The following is a 21,540-nucleotide window of genomic DNA, read 5'->3' as shown; positions in this document are numbered from 1 at the left end:
ATTGCCGACGCAGTGCCCTGTCGATCAAGGCCTTGGCGGGGAAGGACGGCTGTGCATAAGCGGGCAGCCGGCTTCACAAAGCCCGATACTCTAATTGGCCGAGGCGGACGGCTTGACGATCGATGCGCAAAGCAGTTCCTCGATAAACAGCGAAATGAACTGAGGCCGGTTCGAGACCTTGGCTTTGGCATAAACACGGGCGAGTTGTGCCCGGACCGTGCCCGAAGCCGCGCCGCGAAAAGCTGCTATCTCGGCCACATCCAGGCCCTTGAGCGCAAACAGCGCGACATCCGCCTCCGCTGGCGTCAACCCCCAGTCTTCGAAGTAGGCGTCGATCAACTCCGCGAAAGCGCCAGAGGCGGACGAAAGGGCGGCTTCCGCGCGCCGGTTGCGTTCGAGCGTGCGACGCATTTCGAAGGCGGCGAACGCAATCCCGAGAATAAGGGCGAAAGCGACAGCGCCCTCGAGCGCGGTGTGGGCAGTAAGACCACCCCATCGCAGATCGCTCGCCACATCGGCGACGAAAAAGACGGCGCAGAGCGTTTGAATGGCGAGCAAGGCGGCGAGAAGGACGGCTCTCCGCGAACTGGATTGCGAGGATTTTGATTGCGAAGACTTGGTCAACTGCGGTGTTTTCGCTTTCTCACGCCCGCAATCATGGCGCCCACCAAATTTCTGCCGGAGAGGCGAGATTCGAGCGCAACGCCGCCAACATGGAGCGCGGCGAGCAACAATAGCAAATTCGCCGTCACCTCGTGAATCTCTTCAACGAACTCTTCACCCTCCTCCTCGCGTTCGCCGTAGGATTGCGAAATATGCTCGCCTGTATCGTCATCGGGAAAGGGAGCGCTTTCCAGCATCACCCCGGTGATCGACACGGTCAAAAGCGTGCCCCAGAGCGCGTATGCCATCAATGCACCAAGCGGATTGTGCGAGCGATGCGCGCGGCGCGTGCCGGAAAACATATGGCGGATGTGACCGAACGCGGCGGAAAGGCTTGGCGGGAAGGATGAAAACCGCGCTTCCTCCGTGCCGATCACACCCCAGACGAGCCGCAGTGCCAACAGGCCGAACGCTGCGTATCCGATCCAAACATGCGCAAGCGACTTCTCTTCGATGAAAACTCCGTTGAGCAGCACCGCCGGGGCGATCGTCCAATGTGTCAGGCGAACGAGCGGATCCCACACCCGCTCGCCTTCCGACCCGTCGACCTTAGAGGCCATCAGTCCTCTTCCTCGACGCGCAGAACCTGGCCATTCGCCGGATCGATCTTCATCTCCCAGCGACGCCCCTCTTTGAGCGCATAGACTTCGATGTCGCCACGCTCACTTTCATACTTGACGATTTCATATCCGTCCGCGGCCAGGGACGCGCGGATGTCGTCATCCTTGGTGCCGGGGCGCGGCCATGGACCCCGCCGCACGCTGTCGTCGATCTCGACGACGTCGCCCGTTACTGCGTCGACATACAGCTTATGCCGCCGGTCCTCCTTGGCGGCGGTCACTTCGATCCGCCCATTCTCCCGCTCATAACGGGTCATGTCATAGCCGCTTTCCGCGAGGGCTTGTCCGATCTCCTGCGCGGAGACACCGAGCTTTGCGCCCATGGTCGGTTCGGCGGCGAAAGCGGTGCCCGCGAGAACCGCCGAGGCGGCGATCGCTCCGAATGCAATGCGTTTCATGTCAGTCTCCTCAATTCCGGATCAACGGCGAAAGGCTCCCCCGATGATCCAGAATTGGCCCTAAAAGCGGACGGGCGCGATCCGACAGGCGCTTATGAAGGACCGGGTAAGCGGCCGCTTACGAGCTTCCCTCGCACAAGACCAATGCTTGCCGCTCTCGACAGACGGAAGACCCGCGATCCGCGGGGGCTCGGCGAAATCGCCGGCGCATGCCTTTCAAACCCGCCTCCGGCGTCACATCTATGCAATGGGCGAGCGGGCGGCGCGGCGGGGAAGCCGAACGTTCCGGGGTGATAGGCAGTGCCGGCTGTTTCGATCTACGGTCCGGTCGGATGATGTCGTCGGACCAATTGTGCGACGGCCGTGAAAGGTGATGGCATGGATGTGCCGATGTGGGTGTGGTTGGCGACGATCGGAGGGATCGCCGCTCTGTTCCTGTTCGATTTTCTTGTCCACGTCCGCAAGCTTCATCACCCCTCGCTCAAGGAAGCCGGCATCTGGTCGACCTTCTACGTTGTCGTCGCACTCATCTTCGGCGCGGGGCTGTGGTGGGTGTGGGGACACGACCACGGGGTAGAATATCTGGCCGGCTACATTACCGAAAAGAGCCTGTCGGTCGACAATCTGTTCGTCTTCGTCATCATCATGGCAAAGTTTCAGGTGCCGGCGAACTTCCAGCAGAAGGCGCTTCTGATCGGCATCGTGATCGCGCTTCTCATGCGCGGCGTCTTCATCGCCGTCGGTGCCGCCGCGATCGAGCAATTTTCCTGGGTATTCTATCTCTTCGGCATCTTCCTTCTGTGGACCGCCTATACCCTGGCCAAGGAGAGCCTGACCGGCGGCCATGTCCAGGGTGAGGACTATGAGCCCAACGCGGTGGTCAAATTCATCGAGCGGCGGTTTCCGGTCACCGACGATTACCGGCGCGCCGCCCTCTTTGTCCGTGAAAAAGGACGGCTGCTGGTGACGCCGATGTTCGTGGTTATCGTCGCTCTCGGCGTGACAGACTTGCTGTTCGCGTTCGATTCCATTCCCGCGATCTACGGCCTGACCGAGGAGCCCTATATCGTCTTTACGGCGAACGCCTTCGCGCTGCTCGGACTTCTGCAGCTCTATTTCCTGATTGGCGGGCTGCTCGATCGGCTTGTCTATCTGGGCGCGGGTTTGGCGTTGATCCTTGCCTTTATCGGCGTCAAGCTGATCTTCCACGCGATGGAAACCAATACGCTGCCGTTCATCAACGGGGGCGACAGCATCGAGGCGGTACCCCACATCTCGACGTGGCTGTCGCTTGCGGTCATCGTGTCGATTCTCGCCATCACGACGATCGCGAGTCTCGTCGCGAGCCGGAATGGATCGAAATCGGTCAAGCATGCGGAACGGGCCGAAGAGCAAGCCTGACCGAAAACGGGGAATTGCCAATGCCATCGGAACGCGACCCGACCAGCGTCGAGCCGGAGACGACGTCCCCGGGCGAGGATGCCGAGTGGGCGGCGCGACGCGACGACCTGTCGAAACGGCTGGCCGAACAACGTCGGCGTCTTCCGGGAAATCGCGAGCCGGCGAACCGCTCCCAGGGCATGCGCGGTGCGGCCCAGGGCCTCAAGGTCGCCAGCGAGTTCGTCGCCGGCATTTTGGTCGGGGCGGCGATCGGATATTTCATCGATCAGCTTGCCGGCACCAGCCCTTTCGGCCTTATCGTCTTTCTGCTGCTCGGATTTGCCGCGGGCGTCTTGAATGTGATCCGCGGGATTTCCGGCAACGGCTCACCCGGCGACCCCGGCCAGCTCTGATCGGACACCTCTGATTATGGATTCCTCCTCACAAACTCGCGTCCATATTCTCATCTGATGCTCTAGGGAGTTGCGAAGCGCGGTTGGGGACGCTATGGGCATGGCGGCCCTCGCCGGGCCACGCCGTGAATTGATGAAGGGCCTGAGAGATTGGCAACCAATCCAACCGATCCGATCCACCAGTTTGAGATTTCCAAGATCGTGCCGATCGAGATCGGCAATCTGGATTTCTCGTTCACCAATTCTGCGCTGTTCATGGTGCTGACCGTCGCGATCACGACGGCCTTCCTGTATTATTCGACACGCGGCCGTGGCCTCGTGCCGAGCCGCGTCCAGTCGATGACGGAACTTTCCTACGAGTTCGTCGCCAACATGCTGCGTGACGCGGCGGGCACCGGGGGCATGAAATTCTTCCCCTTCGTGTTCTCGCTGTTCATGTTCATTCTGGTCGCAAACCTTTTGGGAATGGTGCCGTATTTCTTTACGGTGACCAGCCATCTGATCGTGACCTTCGCGCTCGCGATGCTGGTGATGGGCGTCGTCGTCGTCTACGGTTTCATGAAGCACGGGCTGGGCTTCTTCAAACTCTTCGTGCCGGAGGGCGTACCAGGCATCCTGATGCCGCTGGTGGTGATGATTGAGGTGATCTCGTTCCTGTCCCGGCCGGTTTCGCTTTCGGTTCGTCTCTTCGCCAACATGCTGGCAGGCCACATTACGCTGAAGGTGTTCGCCGGATTCGTCGTGTCGCTGAGCGCCTTCGGCGCCCTCGGGATCGCCAGTTCGATCCTCCCACTGGCCATGGCGGTCGCGCTGACGGCGCTCGAATTTCTGGTCGCCGCGCTACAGGCTTACGTCTTTGCCGTTCTGACCTGTATGTATCTGAACGACGCGATACATCCGGGCCACTAAGAACCGGCCTCCAGATAACCCATGGTGGCCGCGAGGTCGCCGACATCCACCGCAATCGGACAATTTCAAAGGAGTTTTGACATGGAAGCGGACGCAGCAAAGTTCATCGGCGCAGGTCTTGCAACGCTCGGTATGGGCGGCGCGGCCATTGGCCTCGGCAACATCTTCGGTCAGTATCTGGCGGGCGCGCTGCGCAATCCGTCGGCCGCCGACGGCCAGTTCGGCCGCCTGATCTTCGGCTTCGCGGTGACGGAAGCGCTCGGCATCTTCGCACTGCTGGTCGCGCTTCTGCTGCTGTTCGCCGTCTGATCGGCATTCGCCAATTTGAGACGAGACGACCGGCGGCAAATCCTGCCGCCGGTCCGCTTTGCCGGAGCCACCGATGTTCGTAAGTCAAGCCTTGGCGCAGACTGAAAACCCCGACGCCGTCGATCTGCCTCCCGCCAGCGACACGGCGGCCGCGCATGGCGAGACGATCGCCATCGAAGGCGAACACGAAGGTGTTTTCCCGCCCTTCAACAGCGAATTCTTCGCCTCGCAGCTGCTCTGGCTGGCGATCACCTTCGGCGTCTTCTACCTGGTTCTGCAGAAGGTGATTCTGCCGCGGATCGCGGGCGTCCTGGAAAATCGGCGCGATCGCATCGCGCTCGATCTCGAGGCCGCCGAGCGGATGAAGTCCGATGCGGACGAAGCCCAGGCAGCCTACGAACAGGAACTCGCGGAGGCGCGCGATCGCTCCCACAAGATCGCCCATGACGCGCGCGACTCGGCACGCGAAGATGCCGAGCAGGAGCGCAAGCGCCTCGACTGGCAGTTGGACGAAAAACTGGAAGCGGCCCAGATCCGCATCGCCGAGATCAAGACCGAGGCGATGAAGGATGTCGGCGTGATCGCCGAGGACACCGCCGAGACCATCCTGCGCGAAGTCGCACAGCTCGAGGTCTCGCGTGAAGAGATCGCTGGCGCCTTGACGGCCATTCGGAGCTGAGGAGACGACGATGGACAATTCATTCTGGGCCTTCGTCGCCCTCGTCATCTTTCTGGCGCTGGTCTGGTATCTGAAGGCGCCGACCAAGGTCGGAAAGTCGCTCGACGACCGGGCGGCGCGGATCCGCAACGAGATCGAGGAGGCGCGCGAGCTGAAGGAGGAGGCCAAGCAGCAGTTGGCCGAATATCAGCGTCGTCGCCAGGAAGCCGAGCAGGAAGCCAAGGACATCGTCGCCGCCGCCAAGCGGGAAGCGACGCTGTTGCTCGATGACGCGAATCGCAAGAACGAGGAATATGTCGCCCGTCGCACGGCCATGGCGGAGACCAAGATCGCCCAGGCCGAAGGCGACGCCGTGGCCGAGGTGCGGGCATCGGCCGTCAATCTCGCCGTCGCCGCGGCCGCCAAGGTTCTGGCGGACCGCAATTCGGGAAGCGAGGCCGGCCGATTCATCGACGAATCGATCGGCGAAGTTCGCAAGCATCTGAACTGACCGCTGCCGCGACACCCGCGGCGCGCGGAAAGACTTTGACGGAGGGTCGCCATTGGCGGCCCTTTTTCGTTCCGGATGGTCCTCCACGACCGGACGAACGCTCTATTCGGCGGCGTCCAGAAGATCGGCGCGCAACGGCCGGAAGCTCATCCGGTGGAGTGGGGTCGGACCCAGCCGGGCGATCGCCGCGAGATGCTCGGGCGTGCCATAGCCCATGTGGCGGGAGAAGCCGTAGCCGTCGAAGGCGCCGCAGACGCGGCACATGATTCGGTCGCGAGTGACCTTCGCGACGATCGAGGCGGCCGCGATCGACAGCGACAGCGCGTCACCGGAAATCACTGCGGTGCCCGGACAGCGCAACAGCGGCGGTATGTCGCGGCCGTCGACGAGAACATGGCAGGCCGACTGAGGCAGCGCGTGCAGCGCGCGCCGCATGGCGATCAGCGTCGCGCCGCGGATGTTGAAGCGGTCGATCTCCGCCGCGCTCGCCGAAGCGATACCGACATGGGCCGATGCGAGAATTTCGGCGAACAGCCACTCGCGCTTGGCAGCATCCAGTTTCTTGGAGTCGTTGAGGCCGTCCGGCAGCCGGCGCAGGTCGAGCACGACAGCCGCTGCGACCACGGGACCCGCCAGCGGACCACGGCCCGCCTCGTCGACGCCGGCGATGTGCCGCAAGCCGCGTGCGATCAACCCCGCTTCCCGGACATAGTCGGGACCTGCCCGTCTAGCGACCTTGCGGCGCGCGGCGGGCATGAAAGGAACCGGAGAATCGGAGGAACGGCGAGCCATGATGCGGCAAGACTCGCGCATTCTCCGATTCTCCACAAGTCTCGCCGCGTCCCGGGGGAAGAACCGGCGAGTGCGCCGGACCGCGAGGGGCTGGCGGCCAGACGATCGAGCGGGGAAAAGTCTCCCCGGGGTGGGATCAGAGCAGCGCCAGTTGGACGCCGGCCCCCTTCGGCGGCGTGAACCGGTCGCATCTGAGTTCGGTGCGCGTTTCGTTGAGACCCAACCGCCGGGCCGTCATTTCGAAGCGTCGCCGAATCTGGAACGCATAGGGTCCGGTGCCGCGCATCCGCTTGTTCCACTCGGCGTCGTAGTCCTTGCCGTCACGCATCGAACGCAGCAGCGCCAAGACGTGCCGGTAGCGATTGGGGTAATGGCGCAGCAGCCATTCCTTGAATAGCGGCGAGACTTCGAGCGGCAGCCGCAAGAGCACGTAGCCGACCTCGCGTGCGCCGGCCGTGTTGGCCGATTCGAGCACACGTTCGATTTCCGAATCGGTCAGGCCGGGAATGATCGGCGCCATCATCACCATCGTCGGAATGCCGGCCTCGCTGAGCGTCTTGACCGCCTCGAGCCGCTTTGCCGGGGTCGCCGCGCGCGGCTCCATCGCTCTGGCAAGTGTCCGGTCGAGGGTGGTCACCGACAGGGCGACCTTCGCCAATCCCTTCGCCGCCATGCGTTGGAGAATGTCGATGTCGCGCAGGACGAGGGCGGACTTGGTGACGATCCCGACGGGATGGTTGGCGGCTTCCAGCACTTCGAGAATTTCGCGCATGATCCGCCAGGTCTTCTCGACCGGCTGATAGGGGTCGGTATTGGTGCCGATGGCGATGGATTTCACCTCGTAGCCTGGCTTGGAAAGCTCTCTTTCCAGAAGCTCGGCGGCATTCGGCTTGGCAAACAGCCTGGATTCGAAGTCCAGCCCGGCGGAGAGCCCCATATAGGCGTGGGTCGGCCGCGCGAAACAATAGACGCAGCCGTGCTCGCAACCCCGATACGGATTCACCGAACGGTCGAACGAGATGTCGGGCGAACTGTTGCGGGTGATGATCGTCTTGGGTTTTTCGACCTGGACGTCGGTCTTGAACGCCGGAAGTTCGTCGAGACTGTTCCACCCGTCGTCGACGGCGCTGCGCGCGAAGGGCTCGTAACGGCCGCTCGGATTGATCCCCGCGCCACGCCCGCGCCGCCGCTCGAAGCCGATCCGCAGACCCGATTCGGCGACGATGTGATTGGCGATATCTATGCCGTCAGGGGCGGCGAAAGCCGCGCGATCGGCGCTCTTGATGTCCTGCATGGTCGGAACCTTCCGGCTCGCTCGTTCGATGTATGAATAGAGTCCTAATTCGGAAATGAGAACAATACAAGAACAAAAAAGTTCCACCGCTGGTTTTTGGGGGCAGGCTCGGCTAAGCGGGGATATGCTCAGCGTGTTGATGGACTGCGGACCGGACGACAGACAGCTTGCGGCGAGTCTCGCCACGCTCATCCCGGGCGCGGTCGAGGGCGTCGTTCGCGAGGTCGTGCTGGTCGATCGGGGAATGGGGCCTGCGGCGCGCAAGGTCGCCGATCACGCCGGCTGCCGGGTGGTCGCGGAGGAGGAGTTCCGCGTGGCGATCGAGACGGCCAAGGGGGATTGGCTGCTGCTGATGGAGCCCGGCGCCCGGCTGATGCCAGGATGGATCGGCGCCGTAACGGACCACGGCGAGGATGTGGCGCGCGGAACGGCGAAGATCGCGACGGCGCGTTTTCGCCGAGCGCGGATGGACCGGCCGAGCTTCCTGCAGCGGTTCCGGCAGATTCGCACCGCGCTCGCCGAGGGCTTCCTTGTGCAAAAGCCGCAGGCGATCGGCCTCTCCAGGCTCGCCTTCAATCTGGAGGAGGTCGCCAAGGGCGTGGCGGTCGAGCGTCTGGCGGTGGAGATCAGGCCAGCGCTCAAGACAAAATAGCTCTCAGGCGTTGCCGCCGCCGCCACGGCGCAGATGTTCGTCGAGTCGGGGCATGATCTCGACGAAGTTGCATGGCTTGTGCCGGTAGTCGAGCTGCGCCTTGAGAATATGGTCCCATCCGTCGCGACAGGCGCCCGGCGAGCCGGGCAGGGCGAAGACGAAGGTGGCGGCGACGACTCCGCCAGTGGCGCGGGATTGGATCGTCGAGACGCCGATCTTGTCGTAGGAAATCCGGTGGAAGACGGCGGAAAAGCCGTCCATGCGCTTTTCGAACAGCGGCTCCAGAGCCTCCGGCGTGACGTCGCGGCCGGTGAACCCCGTGCCGCCGGTGGTGATGACGACGTCGACGTCGTCGCGTTCGCACCAAGCGGTGACGACGTTGCGGATTTCCTCGATCTCGTCGCGGACGATCTTGCGGTCGGCGAGGCGATGACCGGCCTCTTCAAGCCGGGCGACGAGAACGGAGCCGGACTTGTCGTCGTCGATGGACCGCGTATCGGACACGGTCAGGACCGCGATCGACAGAGGAATGAAGGGTTTGTCCGTGCTCATGTCGCGCAAATCCTCGTCTCAGTTCGGTCCCGACACCCACCAGCCGGGACAGGTCGATTCGATCCGGCTTCGCGCCCGTCGCATGTGTCCCGCGTCCTCGAAGAGGCCGAAGACCGTGGCGCCGGAGCCGGACATGCGGGCGAAGCGGGCACCTTCGGCAATAAGCCGTTCGCGCACGGCGTCGATCGTCGGGACCATGTCCACCGCCGTCGGCTCCAGATCGTTGCGGGTCTGCGAAAGCCATGTGGCGAGTGCCGCAATATCGGGGAATCCGCCCGGCGGCAACGGGGGCAAGGCCGGGTTGTCGCAACGTGGCAGCTTCGCGAACACCGCGGCGGTCGACACCGGCTCGCGCGGGTTGACCATGAGCAGGGGCAGGGGAGGAAGAACCGCCAGCGGCGACACGGTTTCGCCGATCCCGGTAACCAGCGCGGCCCGCCCGTCGAGGCACATCGGCACATCGGCGCCGAGCGCGATCGATTCGTGGGTAAGGCGTCGCGCCGCATCGGGCACGCGATCCGCGATAATCCGAAGAAGCGCCGCCGCATCCGCCGATCCGCCGCCGATGCCGGCAGCGACCGGAAGTCGCTTGTCGAGGTGGATCGCGAGCGGCGGCAGCGCCAAATCCCGTTCGGCTAGCAATGTTCTGGCGAAACTGGCGGCGCGCAGCAGAATGTTGTCGGCGCCGACCGGCACGTCGACGGCGAAGGGGCCGCCGACCTCCAGTCGATCTAGCGCATCTGGAGATGGCGCGACCGTGATGCTGTCGCCGGTATCGGCGGCGAAAACGACCAGGCTTTCCAGGCAGTGGTAGCCGTCGGCGCGGCGGCCGACGACATGCAGGGCCAGGTTGATCTTCGCTGGGGCGAGCAGCCGGGTCGGCGGTATGGCGAGAGGAGGCAAGAACCCGCAGCTCGGGCTCAATCGGCCTTGGTGTCGGAGCCGGACGCGTTGATCGGACCGCCGCCAGAGGAACTGTTGCGGGCCGCCCGCTCGGCGTCTATCGCCGTGTCGCCGGAGGGTGCCTTGGCTTTTACGTCCGCCGGATCGAGGCCCCGGGCGAGCTTGGCGCGGATGGTCTTGGCGGCCTCCTGCTCCGGCTTCGGCTCGCCGACGAGGGCGCGCTCCCACTGGAACCTGGCCTCCCGCGCGCGGCCGACCCGCCAATAGGCGTCGCCGAGATGGTCGTTGATGGTCGGGTCCATCGGCGTGATCAGCACCGCGCGTTCGAGTTGCTCGACCGCCTCTTCAAAACGGCCGAGGCGGAAATAGGCCCAGCCGAGCGAATCGATGATGTAGCCGTCATTGGGGCGCAACTCGACGGCCTTCTTGATCATGTCGAGGCCCTCTTTCAGGTTCTCGTTCATGTCGACCCAGGAATAGCCGAGATAGTTCAGGACCTGCGGCTGGTTCGGCGAAAGTTCGAGCGCCGTCTTGAAGTCGGGCTCGGCCTTGTCCCACTGCTTGGTCCGTTCAAAGGCGATGCCGCGCTGGTAATAGAGGTTCCAGTTCGCCGTCTTTCCGGGTTCGGAAAGGGCGATCGCCTTGTTCAAGGCGTCGGCGGCCCCCTTGAATTCCTTGTCGGCGGCAAGCACGTCGGCGAGCGCGGTATGGGCCTTGATGTCGTCCGGATAGTCGCGCACGGCCCGCGTCAGATGGGCCTTGGCCTCGTCCTTGCGCTCGGCATACCAAAGATCGAGACCGATCTGCAGTTCCGCGGTGCGCCGATAGGCCGAGTTTTCCGGGATTTCCCGATAATAGGAAATCGCCAGATCCAGCCGTTCGGAGCGCTCGGCGATCCCGGCAAGGGCGGTCAGCAGCGCCGGATTGCGCGGCGCGACGGCGCGGGCCAACTGGAAATACAGGAGCGCGACCTGCTGGCCGTCGCCGCGATTGATCGCCTGCCCGAGAATGTAGAGCGTTTCGGCGGCGCCTTCCTGAACACTCGCGACGGCGGGCTCGATCGTCTCGCCCTTCTCGACGCGTTCTTTCAGATGCAGCAATGGGTCGTAGGTCGGCACGAGTTTCAGCCCGGCCTCGATCGCCTGAAGCGCGGCGTCGGTGTTGCTGGCGCGAGTCTCCAGCCGCGCCAGCGCTTCGGCGGCGGCGAGATAGGCGTCCGGCGAGGTCCGGGCCGATTCCTCGTCATCGACGACCTTGCGAAGCGCGATGCGTGCAACGTCCGGACGCCCGGCGACATCGGCGAGGAGGCCCTTCTGGTAATCGTTGAAGATCGCGAACCAGGGCGCCCCCGTGAGCGTGTCGAGTCGCGACAATGCCGCGTCGGCCCGCCCGGCGCCAAGCTCGGACCAGGCGATCAACTGGCCGATCAGCAGGGCATCGAGATCGCTCGGCTTGGGCAGATCGAATTCGGCGATGGCGGCATCGAAATTGCCCTTGCTCAGGGCATCGATACCCAGCGCGATGCGCGCGACCTTGCTGGCCTCCGGCGCGGCGCGCAGCTTCGCGGCCATGTCGACGCCGTCCTTGAAGCGCCCGTCGGCGATAAAGGCGAACATTGCGTCTTGCTGCAACAGGTCGGAGGTCGGGTCCATCGACAGGGCTTGCGCGAAGAAATCGGTGGCGGCCTCGAGATCGCCGTCGCGTTGCGCCGATTTGGCGGCGAGATAGGCGCCCGAAAGCGACTGGGCCTGGGCCGGTTTCGCCGTCGCTCCATCGCCGGCGGCTCGCGCGGCGGGAGCCGCCGTGGCGGCGAAGAGGGCGGTTGCTGTCAGCAATGTCAGAAAGCGCGATGTCTGCACGTAAAATCCTCTTTCCGGGCCACGCCGACCGGTGATGAAGCGCGGCGACTTCTTGCCGAAATCCTGGCTGACCTTAGTCCAGCGGCTTACCGAGGTGAAGCCGCGACGGTCGCGAATGCAGGGTCAATACGGTGTTGCACCGAGAGATTGTCGGGATTGCGGCCCGCGCGACGGCGGTGGGCAATGGCGGCTCGCCCGTGTCAATTGACACGGTCGATGCAGAACGCGACGACGCCGAGAAGCGCCTCGCGGCTTGGCGAGGCCGGCAGCGAGGTCGCGGCTTCGTGTGCCGCCTCGCCGTAGAGCCGGGCCCGGGCGATCGTCGATTCCAGTGCGCCATGCGCGCGAATCAGCCCCTTGGCCTGCCGAAGCGCCTCGTCGTCGTTGCGACCGCCCTCCATGGCGTCGCGCCAAAAGGCCCGCTCCGTCTCGTCACCCGCCTGGTAGGCGAGAATCACCGGCAGGGTGATCTTGCCTTCGCGAAAATCGTCGCCGGTGTTCTTGCCGAGATCGGTGGCGGATCCATCGTAGTCGAGCACATCGTCGACCAGCTGGAAGGCGAGGCCGAGGTTGCGTCCATAGCGGCGCATCGCCTCGCGCTCGGCCATGCCGGCCCCGGCAACGACCGGGCCGACCTCCGCCGCGGCGGAGAACAGCGCCGCGGTCTTGGCGTCGACGACCGCGAGATAGTCGGCCTCGCTCGTCGTCATGTGTTTGGCCGCCGAAAGCTGCCAGACCTCGCCCTCGGCGATGACAGCCGACGCCGTGGACAAAATGTCGAGCGCGGCGAGCGAGCCGACCTCGACCATCATCTTGAAGGCCTGGCCGAGCAGGAAATCGCCGACGAGAACGCTGGCCTGATTGCCCCAGATCGTACGGGCGGTCTTCTTGCCCCGCCTGAGATCGCTTTCGTCGACGACATCGTCATGGAGCAGCGTCGCCGTGTGCATGAACTCGACGCTCGCGGCGAGTTTCACATGCGCGTCGCCGTCATAGCCATGCGCCAGCGCCGACGCGATCGTCAGCATCGGCCGCAGCCGCTTGCCGCCAGAGGAGATCAGGTGCTCGGCGATCTCTGGAATCAGCTCGACATTCGAGCCGGCCATCGAAAGGATCAACTCGTTGACGCGGGTCATGTCGGACGCCGTGACCGCGAGGATCGGTTCGATCGAACCGCGGGTATCAGTTCGCCCGACGGGGCTGGCCAAGCTCACCATGTCACTCCGTTGGTTTCCCTCGCGGGCCGCGAGGGTGTTGCCGAACATCGATCCCGAAGATGGCGTCGGCGCCGCCGATATAAAGGCCTCGACCCCGCCACGCCGGGAGAACGCGCGTCGGTTTCGCCCCAGCCCTTGCTATGACCGGCGCAATTCGGGCACCTATATCCCGGTCGGCCCGCATGCGGCCCCACCTTTCCCCGGCTTCGGTCGCCCCTTTTTTCGAAGCGGTTCACATCATGCAAGAACTCATGCGTTCCAATGACGCCGTTCTCATATCCTTTGTCGACGCTCTCCTGAATGACGCGGACATTCCGCATTTTGTCGCCGATGTCCACATGAGTATTCTCGATGGGTCGATCGGCGTGCTGCCGCGCCGCGTTCTGGTCGACCCAGATCACCTCGACCAAGCCCGCAGAATCCTCAAAGACGCCGAACTCGGCCATGAACTGTCCTGATCGGGCATCCACCGCCGACGACACGGACCCGTCGCAGGTTCGCCGCGACGCGTTTTATCGTGGCCGGTTCGTGGTGCTGCAGCCGGCGTGCGGCGGCTACCGGTCGGGTCTCGACGCGATGCTTCTGGCCGCGACGCTGCCCGAATCGGCGACGGGCAGTGTTGCCGATATCGGCGCCGGGGCAGGGGTGGTCGGCCTCGCCGCGGCCTGCCGGGCCGAACGGGTCGAGGTGACGCTGGTCGAGAAGAGCGCGGCCATGGCCGACCTTGCACGACAGGCACTAACCTTGCCGGAGAACGCGGCTCATCAAAATCGCGTGCGCGTCGTCGCTGCGGACATCCTCGCGGGTCGTGCCGGGCGTGAGGCCGCCGGCCTTTGCGACGGCGCGTTTCAGCATGTTCTCACCAATCCGCCGTTCTATCCGCACGGCCACCGCGCCTCGCCCGACCCGTTGCGCGCCGAGGCCCTCACTGCCACAGACGCCGACTTCCTGCCCCGCTGGGTGCGCGCCTGTGCCGCCCTGCTCGGCCATGGCGGTCGGTTCACGGCCATCGTGCGGCCGGATGCGCTGCCGGCGATGCTGCAGGCGAGCGAAGGCCGGCTGGGCGGGATTCGCGTGTTGCCCATTCATTCACGCTCCGCGGCGCCGGCGATTCGCCTGATGGTTGCCGGGCGCAAGGGATCACGCGCACCCCTCGCGGTGCTGCCCGGCCGCACGCTGCATGCGCTCGACGGCGGGTTGGAGCCCTTCGCCGAGGCGATCGCGGCGGGCACGGCGGATATCGCGCTCGATTGCTGATTCGACGGAACGCGCGGTCGGCGCGTTGCGAACCGGCCGATCGCGCTTACATGCCAAGCCTGATCTTGTCCCAGCAACAAAGGCCTTCCGTTGGCGAATCCCCTCCAGAAAATCCTTCCCAAGCGCTTCCGCTCCGATGCCACCGTGATCCCCGTGGTTCGGCTGTCGGGTGCGATCATGACCTCGCAGAGCGCGCTGCGGCCGACGCTGTCGCTGGCAACCGCCGCGCCGGTCCTGCAGAAGGCCTTCGATTACAAGAAGGCGCCCGCGGTGGCGATCGTCGTCAATTCGCCCGGCGGCTCGCCGGTACAGTCGCGGCTGATCCATCAGCGGATTCGCGATCTCGCCGAGGAGAAGGGCAAGCGGGTTCTCGTGTTCGTCGAAGATGTCGCGGCGTCCGGCGGCTACATGATCGCCTGCGCCGGCGACGAAATCATCGCCGACCCTTCCTCCATCGTCGGCTCGATCGGCGTCGTCTCCGGCTCCTTCGGCTTCGTCGAGGCGATCGCCAAGCTCGGCATCGAACGCCGGGTGCATACCGCCGGCACCAGCAAGGCGACGCTCGACCCGTTCCAGCCGGAAAAAGCCGAGGACGTCGAACATCTGAAGGCGCTGCAACGCGAGGTCCACCAGACCTTCATCGATCTGGTCAAGCAAAGTCGCGGCGCTAGGCTGGTCGAAGACGACGACCTGTTTTCCGGCCTGTTCTGGTCGGGACTGCGCGGGCGCGACCTCGGCCTTGTCGATCAGATCGGCGACCTGCGCGGCACCTTGCGCGCCCGCTTCGGCGACAAGGTCAAACCGGTATTGATCCAGGCGAGCCGCAGCCTGTTCGGCCGCAAGCAGCCGGGCATTCGCGCCGACATGGTCGCGGGCGCCGGGCTGGCCTCGATCGGCGCCGGCTTCGCTTCGGAAATATTGAGCACCGCCGAGGAGCGCGCCCTGTGGGCTCGCTTCGGGCTTTGAAACGGGCGGGAACCGCGGGGCGCGCGGTTCCTTTCTATTGCCGAGGCGCGCGCCTCAGCGCATAATCGCCGGACCTTCAGGAGAATGGTCGAAGATGCCGCAGTTTCTTCTTCTTGGCCTCGTCGGGGCCGCCGCCTTGTTTGGCTACAAGCAGATGAAGCGGGACGCCGAGCGTCTCGCCGAACGCAACCGCCGCGCCGAATCCGAAATGAAGACCGGCGCGCAAGGCACGCTGGTGCGCGGCGACGACGGGATCTACCGAATCAAGAAGGATTGAGCGGGCGTCCCGCGCGATCGGAGCGGAGCGGCCGGCTTGACCGCTTTGCCGCCGTCATGGCACCTGCCGGCGAGACGTTTGCCCGAACGGGCCATCCCACCCGGAATTCGCTTCATGCCTGACCTCTCCCCGCATATGGACCCGCGCCGCTCCTTCCAGGCGCTGATCCTGACGCTCCACCGCTACTGGGCCGACTATGGCTGCGTGGTGCTGCAACCCTACGACATGGAGGTCGGCGCCGGTACCTTCCATCCGGCGACGACGCTGCGCGCGCTCGGGCCGAAGCGATGGAACGCGGCCTATGTCCAGCCGTCGCGGCGGCCCAAGGACGGGCGTTACGGCGAGAACCCCAACCGGTTGCAGCATTATTACCAGTATCAGGTGATCCTGAAGCCGAACCCGTCGAACCTGCAGGAGCTCTATCTCGGCTCGCTCGCCGCGATCGGCATCGACCCGCTGCTGCACGACATCCGCTTCGTCGAGGACGATTGGGAAAGCCCGACGCTGGGCGCCTGGGGCCTCGGCTGGGAGTGCTGGTGCGACGGCATGGAGGTGTCGCAGTTCACCTATTTCCAGCAGGTCTGCGGCATCGAATGCGCGCCGGTGGCGGGCGAACTGACCTATGGCCTGGAACGCCTCGCCATGTATGTGCAGAATGTCGACAACGTCTACGACCTCAATTTCAACGGCCGCGAGGGCGAGGAAAAGGTCAGCTATGGCGACGTCTTCCTACAGGCCGAGCAGGAATATTCGCGCTACAATTTCGAGTTCGCCGACACGGCGATGTTGCTCAAGCATTTCGACGACGCCGAGGCCGAATGCCTGGCGCTGTTGAAGGCGGGCGCGCCGAGCGATCCGAGTACGCTGCATCGCTGCGTGCTGCCGGCCTACGACCAGTGCATCAAGGCCTCCCACGTATTCAATCTGCTCGACGCGCGCGGCGTCATTTCGGTCACCGAGCGCCAGAGCTACATCCTGCGCGTCCGCACCCTCGCCAAGGCCTGCGGCGAGGCTTTCTTGCTGACCGACGCGGGCGGGGCACTGGCCGCTGCCGCCTGAATTCGCGCCCCCGTCGTCGCGGTTCGTGGCAATGTCGCATCGTGCCCTATATCGCCCGCAAAGGGACTCGGACGGCGGCGCATCCTAGTACGGAGCCGCCCCGGCTAACGATCAAAGGGTGGCATCATGCAGTGGCGCGGGCGCAGGCAGTCGAGCAATATCGAGGACAGACGGGGCTCGGGCGGCGGCTTCGGCCGGCGCGGTGGCGGGGGCTTGCGGCTGCCGATACGGGCCGGGGGCGGTGGCACCATCGGCCTGCTCATCGTGGCGGCGGTGCTGTGGCTTGGCTTCGGGATCAACCCATTGCAGCTTCTCGGCATGGCGGATGGCGGCGGCAGCAGCTATCAGACCAGCCAGCGCACCGGCCCGGGCGTCGCAGGCACCGCCGACACGACCGATGATTTCGTCGCGACCGTCCTTGCCGACACCGAGGATGTCTGGACCCAGCGCTTCCAGGAGGCGGGCGAAACCTATCCGGCGCCGACCCTCGTGTTGTTCACCGACCGGGTCGATTCGGCCTGCGGCATCGCCGGCGCGGCCACCGGGCCATTCTACTGCCCGTCCGATTCCAAGCTCTATATCGATCTCGGCTTTTTCGACCAGCTGCGCAACCAGCTCGGCGCGCCGGGCGATTTCGCCCAAGCCTATGTCATCGCCCATGAAGTCGGCCACCACATCCAGAATCTCACTGGTGTCTTGCCAAAGTTCAACCAGGCGCGCTCGCGCATGAGCGAGTCGGACGCGAACGCCATGTCGGTGCGGGTGGAGTTGCAGGCCGATTGCTATGCCGGCATCTGGGCGAATGGCAGTCAGCAAGCCGGATATCTGGAGGCCGGCGATATCGACGAGGCGCTGAACGCCGCCCAGCAGATCGGCGACGACACGCTGCAAAAGCGCAGCCAGGGTACCGTGGTGCCGGACAGCTTCACCCATGGCACGTCGGCGCAGCGCCAGGAGTGGTTCCGGCGCGGCTTCGATAGCGGCGATTTCGGCGCCTGCGATACGCTGAGCGGTGCGATCTGAGGCGCGTCGGGCGTCGCAGTGATGGCGATGACCCGCCTCGAGGCGAAGGCGCATCGCGCGCGCCGCGCCATCGCCGCGCAGACAACCGCGCTGGAGGAGCACCTCTGGCGCGGTATCCGCGCGATCCCGGGTGAGGGCGGCCATTTCCATCGGCAGGTGGTGATCGGCCCTTACCTCGCCGACTTCGTCTCCCATCGCCTGCGCCTCATCATCGAGGTCGACGGCGCCCAGCATGCGCGCACCGACCGGCAGGCTAGGGACGCCGCGCGTGACCGCTGGCTCGGCGAGTGCGGCTATCTGGTCGTGCGCTTCGCTAATAATACGGTCCGCGCCGATTCCGCCGCGGTGCTCGAATCCATCCGAGCCGCGGTCGACGAGCGGCGGCATTTGCCACCCGGGGAGGAACCGGCCAAGCCGAAAGTTCTCGGCAAGAAGCGCCCGCGGCCGAAACCCGGAACGTCCTGACGTGGATCGTCGATGATCGGGCAGGATCCTTGTTCGACCCTCCCCCATTGGGGCGATCCGATCGCCGGTTGATCGGCGGCCGGAACTGGGTTTCGATCGCATCCGTGAGAACGCTGTCGAGGAGGGATGCGGGCCAGCCATCGGTCGCCCGGTGACGATCCTCGGCAGCCCCGGCGGCAAGTCGACGCTGGTCCGCCAGCTCGGCCGAGGACGGGTAAGGCGAGGATTGGCTGGCTTTCCACGGCTACCAGGCGCTGCGCTTCTGGAACGACGAGGCGCGGTACGAACTCGATGCTGTCCTTGACACGATCTTTGCCGTGGTCGAAGAGCGTCGCCAAATGCGGGACGATCGATGATCATGCTCCCAACCTCCCCTTGGTGGGGAGGTCGCCGCCCCCGGGTCTTGCCTTCGGCAAGCCCGAGGACAGACGCCACGGCGGGTGGAGGGCTCTCGACTGTTCATTCCATCCCCCCCGGCGCAGACGCGCCGACCCTCCCCATCGAGGGGAGGGTGGAGAAATGCCGAGCCATGCCCGACCTTCTGCCTGAACTCCGCTCCGAAGAGATTCTCGCCCGCCCGCGCTCCCGCAGCGCCATCGGCGCGAGGAAGCGCAACCAGGCGAATGGCATGCGGGCGGAGAGACACTGATGCCCGACCTTCTGCTTGAACTGCGCTCCGAAGAGATTCCCGCCCGCCCGCGCTCCCGCAGCGCCATCGGCGCGAGGAAGCACAACCAGGCGAATGGCATGCGGGCGGAGAGACACTGATGCCCGACCTTCTGCTTGAACTGCGCTCCGAAGAGATTCCCGCCCGCATGCAGCGCAAGGCGGCGGGCGATCTGAAAAAGCTGGTTACCGACGCGCTCGTCGACGCCGGGCTGACCTATGAGGGCGCGCGGGAATATTGGACGCCGCGGCGCCTGACCCTCGACATTCGCGGCGTCGACGCCCGCTCGAAGGACGTTGCCGAGGAGCGCAAGGGACCGCGCACCGACGCGCCGCCAAAGGCCATCGAAGGGTTTCTGCGCGGCGCGGGGCTCGCCTCAATCGACGATGCGGAAATCCGCTCGGACCCGAAGAAGGGCGATTTCTACGTCGCGACGATCAAAAAGCCGGGTCGGCCGGCCGAGGGGATCATCGCCGACGCGATGCCGGGCATCATCAAGGGCTTTCCCTGGCCGAAATCCATGCGCTGGGGCGCCGCCTCGCGCGAGCCGGGTTCCTTGCGCTGGGTGCGGCCGCTGCAATCGATCCTGTGCACCTTCGGTCCGGAGACCGAGGAGCCGGTGGTGGTCGATTTTTCCGTCGACGGCATCAAGGCCGGCAACACGACGCGGGGCCACCGGTTTCATGCGCCGGAGGAATTCTCCGTCCGCCGCTTCGACGATTACGCGGCGAAGCTGGAAAAGGCCTTCGTCGTGCTCGACGCCGAGCGGCGCAGGGAGATGATCCGCCACGACGCGGAAAACCTCGCCTTCGCCAAGGGCCTCGAAGTGGTGCCGGATGACGGGCTGCTGGACGAGGTGTCGGGGCTGGTCGAATGGCCGGTGACGCTGATGGGTGAGTTCGAGCCGGAATTTCTCGAGATTCCGCCGGAAATCATCCGCTCGACCATCAAGGCCAACCAGAAGTGTTTCGTGCTGCGGCCGCATGGCGGCGGCAACGGCAAACTCTCCAACCATTTCGTCCTCGTTTCCAATATCGAGGCGAGCGACGGTGGCGCGGCGATCGCCGCTGGCAACGGCAAGGTGGTGCGGGCGCGACTGTCGGACGCTTTGTATTTCTGGCAGACCGACCAAGCCGATTTGCCCGATCTGAACGGCCTTTCGGCCTCGGCCGAAAAATTCGGCCTCGATCTGAAAAAGCCGCTCGACCAGCGCATGGCCAAGCTCGACGCGCTGGGCGTGACCTTCCACGCCAAGCTGGGCACGCAGGGCGAGCGGGTTAGCCGCATCGCCGCGCTGGGCGAGGAAATCGCGCGGACGGTCTACCCCGATGGCGCGACGCTCGGCGGCGAGGCGGTTTCGGCCGACGAACTGGCGGCGCTGGCAAAACGCGCGGCGGTGTTGGCCAAGGCCGATCTGACCACCGAGGCGGTTGGCGAGTTTCCCGAGCTGCAGGGGCTGATGGGCCGCTATTACGCGGCACTGCAGGGCGAGCATCCGTCGGTGCAGGCGGCGATCGAGGAGCACTACAAGCCGATAGGGCCGACGGACACGGTGCCATCCGACCCGGTGGCGATCTGCGTGGCGCTGGCCGACAAGCTCGACATGCTGGTCGGCTTCTGGGCGATCGACGAGAAGCCGACGGGCTCGAAGGATCCTTATGCGCTCAGAAGGGCGGCGCTGGGGGTGATCCGGCTGGTGGTGGAGGCCGAGTTACGGCTGTTCCTCAATCCTCTGATCAGAGTGTGCTGGCTGCAGCTTTTGCGCGAAACAACAGAATCCTTCATCCCCTTCATTCTGGTTCGCGGCGTTACCGAGCAATTTCCATACATACTGCAACCAAGAACAAAGTTAGCTACGGATGAATCGAGAGCGGGGCCACCAAGTTTCGACGAAAGTGAATGTGAGCACCACTACACCCTGTTTCTATCGTCAGCAGGAAGGGATGCGGACTCCATCATACAATTGGAACGTGATCCATGGCCCGACTTCGCCGACCGGCCTGTTGCGCCATCGTTTAAAGTTCGTGAAGACCTCCTCGCCTTCTTCCACGATCGCCTGAAGGTTCAACTCCGCGACTCCGGCGCGCGGCACGACCTCGTCGATGCAGTGCTGTCGGGCGGCGCAAGCCTCCCAACCTCCCCCTCGTGGGGAGGTCGCGGCGAAGCCGCGGGTGGGGGGCAAGATGGTCACCCCTCCCCGGACCTGCGGTCCGACCCTCCCCATCAAGAGGAAAGTGGAGCAGCACCCCACGACGACATCCTCGATATTACCCGCCGCGTGGAGGCGCTGGGCCAATTCCTCGACTCAGAGGACGGCCAGAACCTCCTCGCCGGCACCCGCCGCGCGGCGAACATTCTCGCCGCCGAGGAGAAGAAGGGCACCCGCATCGCCGAAACCGTCGATCTCGCTCTGTTGACCGAGCACGAGGAAAAGGCGCTCGCCGGCGCCGTCGACCGGGCCGAGATCGAGCTGGAAGAGGCGCTGGCGGTCGAGAATTACGCGCACGCCATGGCCGCGCTCGCGAACTTGCGCATTCCCGTCGACGCGTTTTTCGACAAGGTGCTGGTCAACGCCGAGGACGAAGCCGTGCGAGCCAACCGGCTGGCGCTGCTCGCCCGCATCCGCGCGGCGACGCGAAAGGTTGCCGATTTCGGTAAGATCGCCGGCTGAGCTGGCAAGGCGCCACATTCGGCGC

At 65.0% G+C, this 21,540-nt stretch carries 25 protein-coding genes; 16 read left to right on the top strand and 9 right to left on the bottom strand.

Annotated features, from left to right (window positions below; genetic code table 11):
* Positions 1 to 90: 90 nt before the first annotated feature.
* The 3 genes from VSX60_RS01635 to VSX60_RS01625 are packed head-to-tail and all read right to left on the bottom strand — an operon-like array spanning position 91 to position 1,681.
* Entirely contained in the window at positions 91 to 624 is a 534-nt protein-coding gene (locus VSX60_RS01635; RefSeq protein WP_327622382.1) for a helix-turn-helix transcriptional regulator, read from the bottom strand.
* Complete coding sequence (locus tag VSX60_RS01630) at positions 621 to 1,223, bottom strand: cytochrome b/b6 domain-containing protein (protein ID WP_327622381.1); 603 nt, start codon at positions 1,221 to 1,223, stop codon at positions 621 to 623. Before VSX60_RS01630 ends, VSX60_RS01635 begins: the two co-directional genes overlap by 4 nt.
* Positions 1,223 to 1,681 (bottom strand): PepSY domain-containing protein, encoded by a 459-nt coding sequence (locus tag VSX60_RS01625; RefSeq protein WP_327622380.1) that lies wholly within the window; start codon positions 1,679 to 1,681, stop codon positions 1,223 to 1,225. Before VSX60_RS01625 ends, VSX60_RS01630 begins: the two co-directional genes overlap by 1 nt.
* Positions 1,682 to 2,059: 378 nt before the next feature.
* Here VSX60_RS01625 and VSX60_RS01620 point away from each other — a divergent pair, with 378 nt between their 5' ends.
* From VSX60_RS01620 to VSX60_RS01595, 6 genes are all read left to right on the top strand, one after another.
* Complete coding sequence (locus VSX60_RS01620; protein ID WP_327622378.1) at positions 2,060 to 3,082, top strand: TerC family protein; 1,023 nt, start codon at positions 2,060 to 2,062, stop codon at positions 3,080 to 3,082.
* 20 nt (positions 3,083 to 3,102) lie between these two features.
* Entirely contained in the window at positions 3,103 to 3,474 is a 372-nt protein-coding gene (locus VSX60_RS01615) for an AtpZ/AtpI family protein (protein WP_327622377.1), read from the top strand.
* Between the two features lie 150 nt (positions 3,475 to 3,624).
* A complete protein-coding gene (locus tag VSX60_RS01610) occupies positions 3,625 to 4,383 on the top strand; it encodes a F0F1 ATP synthase subunit A (protein WP_327622376.1) in 759 nt (252 codons plus the stop codon).
* 81 nt (positions 4,384 to 4,464) lie between these two features.
* A complete protein-coding gene (locus VSX60_RS01605; protein ID WP_327622375.1) occupies positions 4,465 to 4,692 on the top strand; it encodes a F0F1 ATP synthase subunit C in 228 nt (75 codons plus the stop codon).
* Positions 4,693 to 4,765: 73 nt separating this feature from the next.
* Positions 4,766 to 5,371: a F0F1 ATP synthase subunit B gene (locus VSX60_RS01600; protein ID WP_327622374.1), complete on the top strand. Its 606-nt coding sequence runs from the start codon at positions 4,766 to 4,768 to the stop codon at positions 5,369 to 5,371.
* Between the two features lie 10 nt (positions 5,372 to 5,381).
* Entirely contained in the window at positions 5,382 to 5,861 is a 480-nt protein-coding gene (locus tag VSX60_RS01595) for a F0F1 ATP synthase subunit B (RefSeq protein WP_327622373.1), read from the top strand.
* Positions 5,862 to 5,963: 102 nt separating this feature from the next.
* Here VSX60_RS01595 and VSX60_RS01590 read toward each other — a convergent pair whose 3' ends face one another.
* Together VSX60_RS01590 and VSX60_RS01585 are read right to left on the bottom strand one after the other, a co-directional pair.
* Positions 5,964 to 6,617: a ribonuclease HII gene (locus VSX60_RS01590; protein ID WP_327622372.1), complete on the bottom strand. Its 654-nt coding sequence runs from the start codon at positions 6,615 to 6,617 to the stop codon at positions 5,964 to 5,966.
* Positions 6,618 to 6,789: 172 nt separating this feature from the next.
* A complete protein-coding gene (locus VSX60_RS01585) occupies positions 6,790 to 7,947 on the bottom strand; it encodes a PA0069 family radical SAM protein (protein WP_327622371.1) in 1,158 nt (385 codons plus the stop codon).
* Positions 7,948 to 8,086: 139 nt separating this feature from the next.
* On the opposite strand from VSX60_RS01585, the gene VSX60_RS01580 reads away from it, so the two are divergent.
* A complete protein-coding gene (locus tag VSX60_RS01580) occupies positions 8,087 to 8,599 on the top strand; it encodes a glycosyl transferase family 2 (RefSeq protein WP_327622479.1) in 513 nt (170 codons plus the stop codon).
* A 3-nt stretch (positions 8,600 to 8,602) separates the two neighbouring features.
* Here VSX60_RS01580 and moaB read toward each other — a convergent pair whose 3' ends face one another.
* The 4 genes from moaB to VSX60_RS01560 all read right to left on the bottom strand — a co-directional run bounded on the left by moaB (position 8,603) and on the right by VSX60_RS01560 (position 13,049).
* Positions 8,603 to 9,151 carry a molybdenum cofactor biosynthesis protein B gene (gene moaB / locus VSX60_RS01575; protein ID WP_327622370.1) on the bottom strand — a complete coding sequence of 183 codons (549 nt, stop codon included), beginning with the start codon at positions 9,149 to 9,151 and terminating at the stop codon, positions 8,603 to 8,605.
* Between the two features lie 18 nt (positions 9,152 to 9,169).
* A complete protein-coding gene (locus VSX60_RS01570; RefSeq protein WP_327622369.1) occupies positions 9,170 to 10,054 on the bottom strand; it encodes a 4-(cytidine 5'-diphospho)-2-C-methyl-D-erythritol kinase in 885 nt (294 codons plus the stop codon).
* Positions 10,055 to 10,071: 17 nt separating this feature from the next.
* A complete protein-coding gene (locus VSX60_RS01565) occupies positions 10,072 to 11,913 on the bottom strand; it encodes a tetratricopeptide repeat protein (RefSeq protein ID WP_327622367.1) in 1,842 nt (613 codons plus the stop codon).
* 200 nt (positions 11,914 to 12,113) lie between these two features.
* Positions 12,114 to 13,049 carry a polyprenyl synthetase family protein gene (locus tag VSX60_RS01560; RefSeq protein WP_442873035.1) on the bottom strand — a complete coding sequence of 312 codons (936 nt, stop codon included), beginning with the start codon at positions 13,047 to 13,049 and terminating at the stop codon, positions 12,114 to 12,116.
* A gap of 320 nt (positions 13,050 to 13,369) precedes the next feature.
* On the opposite strand from VSX60_RS01560, the gene VSX60_RS01555 reads away from it, so the two are divergent.
* The 9 genes from VSX60_RS01555 to glyS all read left to right on the top strand — a co-directional run bounded on the left by VSX60_RS01555 (position 13,370) and on the right by glyS (position 21,515).
* A complete protein-coding gene (locus VSX60_RS01555) occupies positions 13,370 to 13,588 on the top strand; it encodes a putative signal transducing protein (RefSeq protein ID WP_327622365.1) in 219 nt (72 codons plus the stop codon).
* Positions 13,575 to 14,387, top strand: a complete 813-nt coding sequence (locus VSX60_RS01550) for a tRNA1(Val) (adenine(37)-N6)-methyltransferase (RefSeq protein WP_327622364.1) — start codon at positions 13,575 to 13,577, stop codon at positions 14,385 to 14,387. The genes VSX60_RS01555 and VSX60_RS01550 overlap by 14 nt, the downstream gene beginning before the upstream one ends.
* 90 nt (positions 14,388 to 14,477) lie before the next feature.
* Positions 14,478 to 15,353 carry a S49 family peptidase gene (locus VSX60_RS01545; protein WP_327622363.1) on the top strand — a complete coding sequence of 292 codons (876 nt, stop codon included), beginning with the start codon at positions 14,478 to 14,480 and terminating at the stop codon, positions 15,351 to 15,353.
* A gap of 94 nt (positions 15,354 to 15,447) precedes the next feature.
* Positions 15,448 to 15,630, top strand: coding sequence for a hypothetical protein (locus tag VSX60_RS01540; RefSeq protein WP_327622362.1), 183 nt, complete (start codon positions 15,448 to 15,450; stop codon positions 15,628 to 15,630).
* A gap of 114 nt (positions 15,631 to 15,744) precedes the next feature.
* Positions 15,745 to 16,689 (top strand): glycine--tRNA ligase subunit alpha, encoded by a 945-nt coding sequence (locus tag VSX60_RS01535; protein ID WP_327622361.1) that lies wholly within the window; start codon positions 15,745 to 15,747, stop codon positions 16,687 to 16,689.
* 126 nt (positions 16,690 to 16,815) lie between these two features.
* Complete coding sequence (gene ypfJ, locus VSX60_RS01530) at positions 16,816 to 17,712, top strand: KPN_02809 family neutral zinc metallopeptidase (protein ID WP_327622360.1); 897 nt, start codon at positions 16,816 to 16,818, stop codon at positions 17,710 to 17,712.
* 21 nt (positions 17,713 to 17,733) lie between these two features.
* Entirely contained in the window at positions 17,734 to 18,177 is a 444-nt protein-coding gene (locus VSX60_RS01525) for an endonuclease domain-containing protein (RefSeq protein ID WP_327622359.1), read from the top strand.
* Between the two features lie 230 nt (positions 18,178 to 18,407).
* Positions 18,408 to 18,533, top strand: a complete 126-nt coding sequence (locus VSX60_RS22525; protein WP_442873034.1) for a DUF559 domain-containing protein — start codon at positions 18,408 to 18,410, stop codon at positions 18,531 to 18,533.
* 411 nt (positions 18,534 to 18,944) lie between these two features.
* Complete coding sequence (glyS, locus tag VSX60_RS01520; RefSeq protein WP_327622358.1) at positions 18,945 to 21,515, top strand: glycine--tRNA ligase subunit beta; 2,571 nt, start codon at positions 18,945 to 18,947, stop codon at positions 21,513 to 21,515.
* Positions 21,516 to 21,540: the final 25 nt, after the last annotated feature.

The sequence above is a fragment of the Aurantimonas sp. A3-2-R12 genome (genome assembly GCF_036016755.1).
GTDB lineage: Bacteria > Pseudomonadota > Alphaproteobacteria > Rhizobiales > Rhizobiaceae > Aurantimonas > Aurantimonas coralicida_A.
The sequence above is the reverse complement of the archived record's forward strand: the minus strand, read 5'-3'. Positions and strand labels throughout refer to the sequence as shown.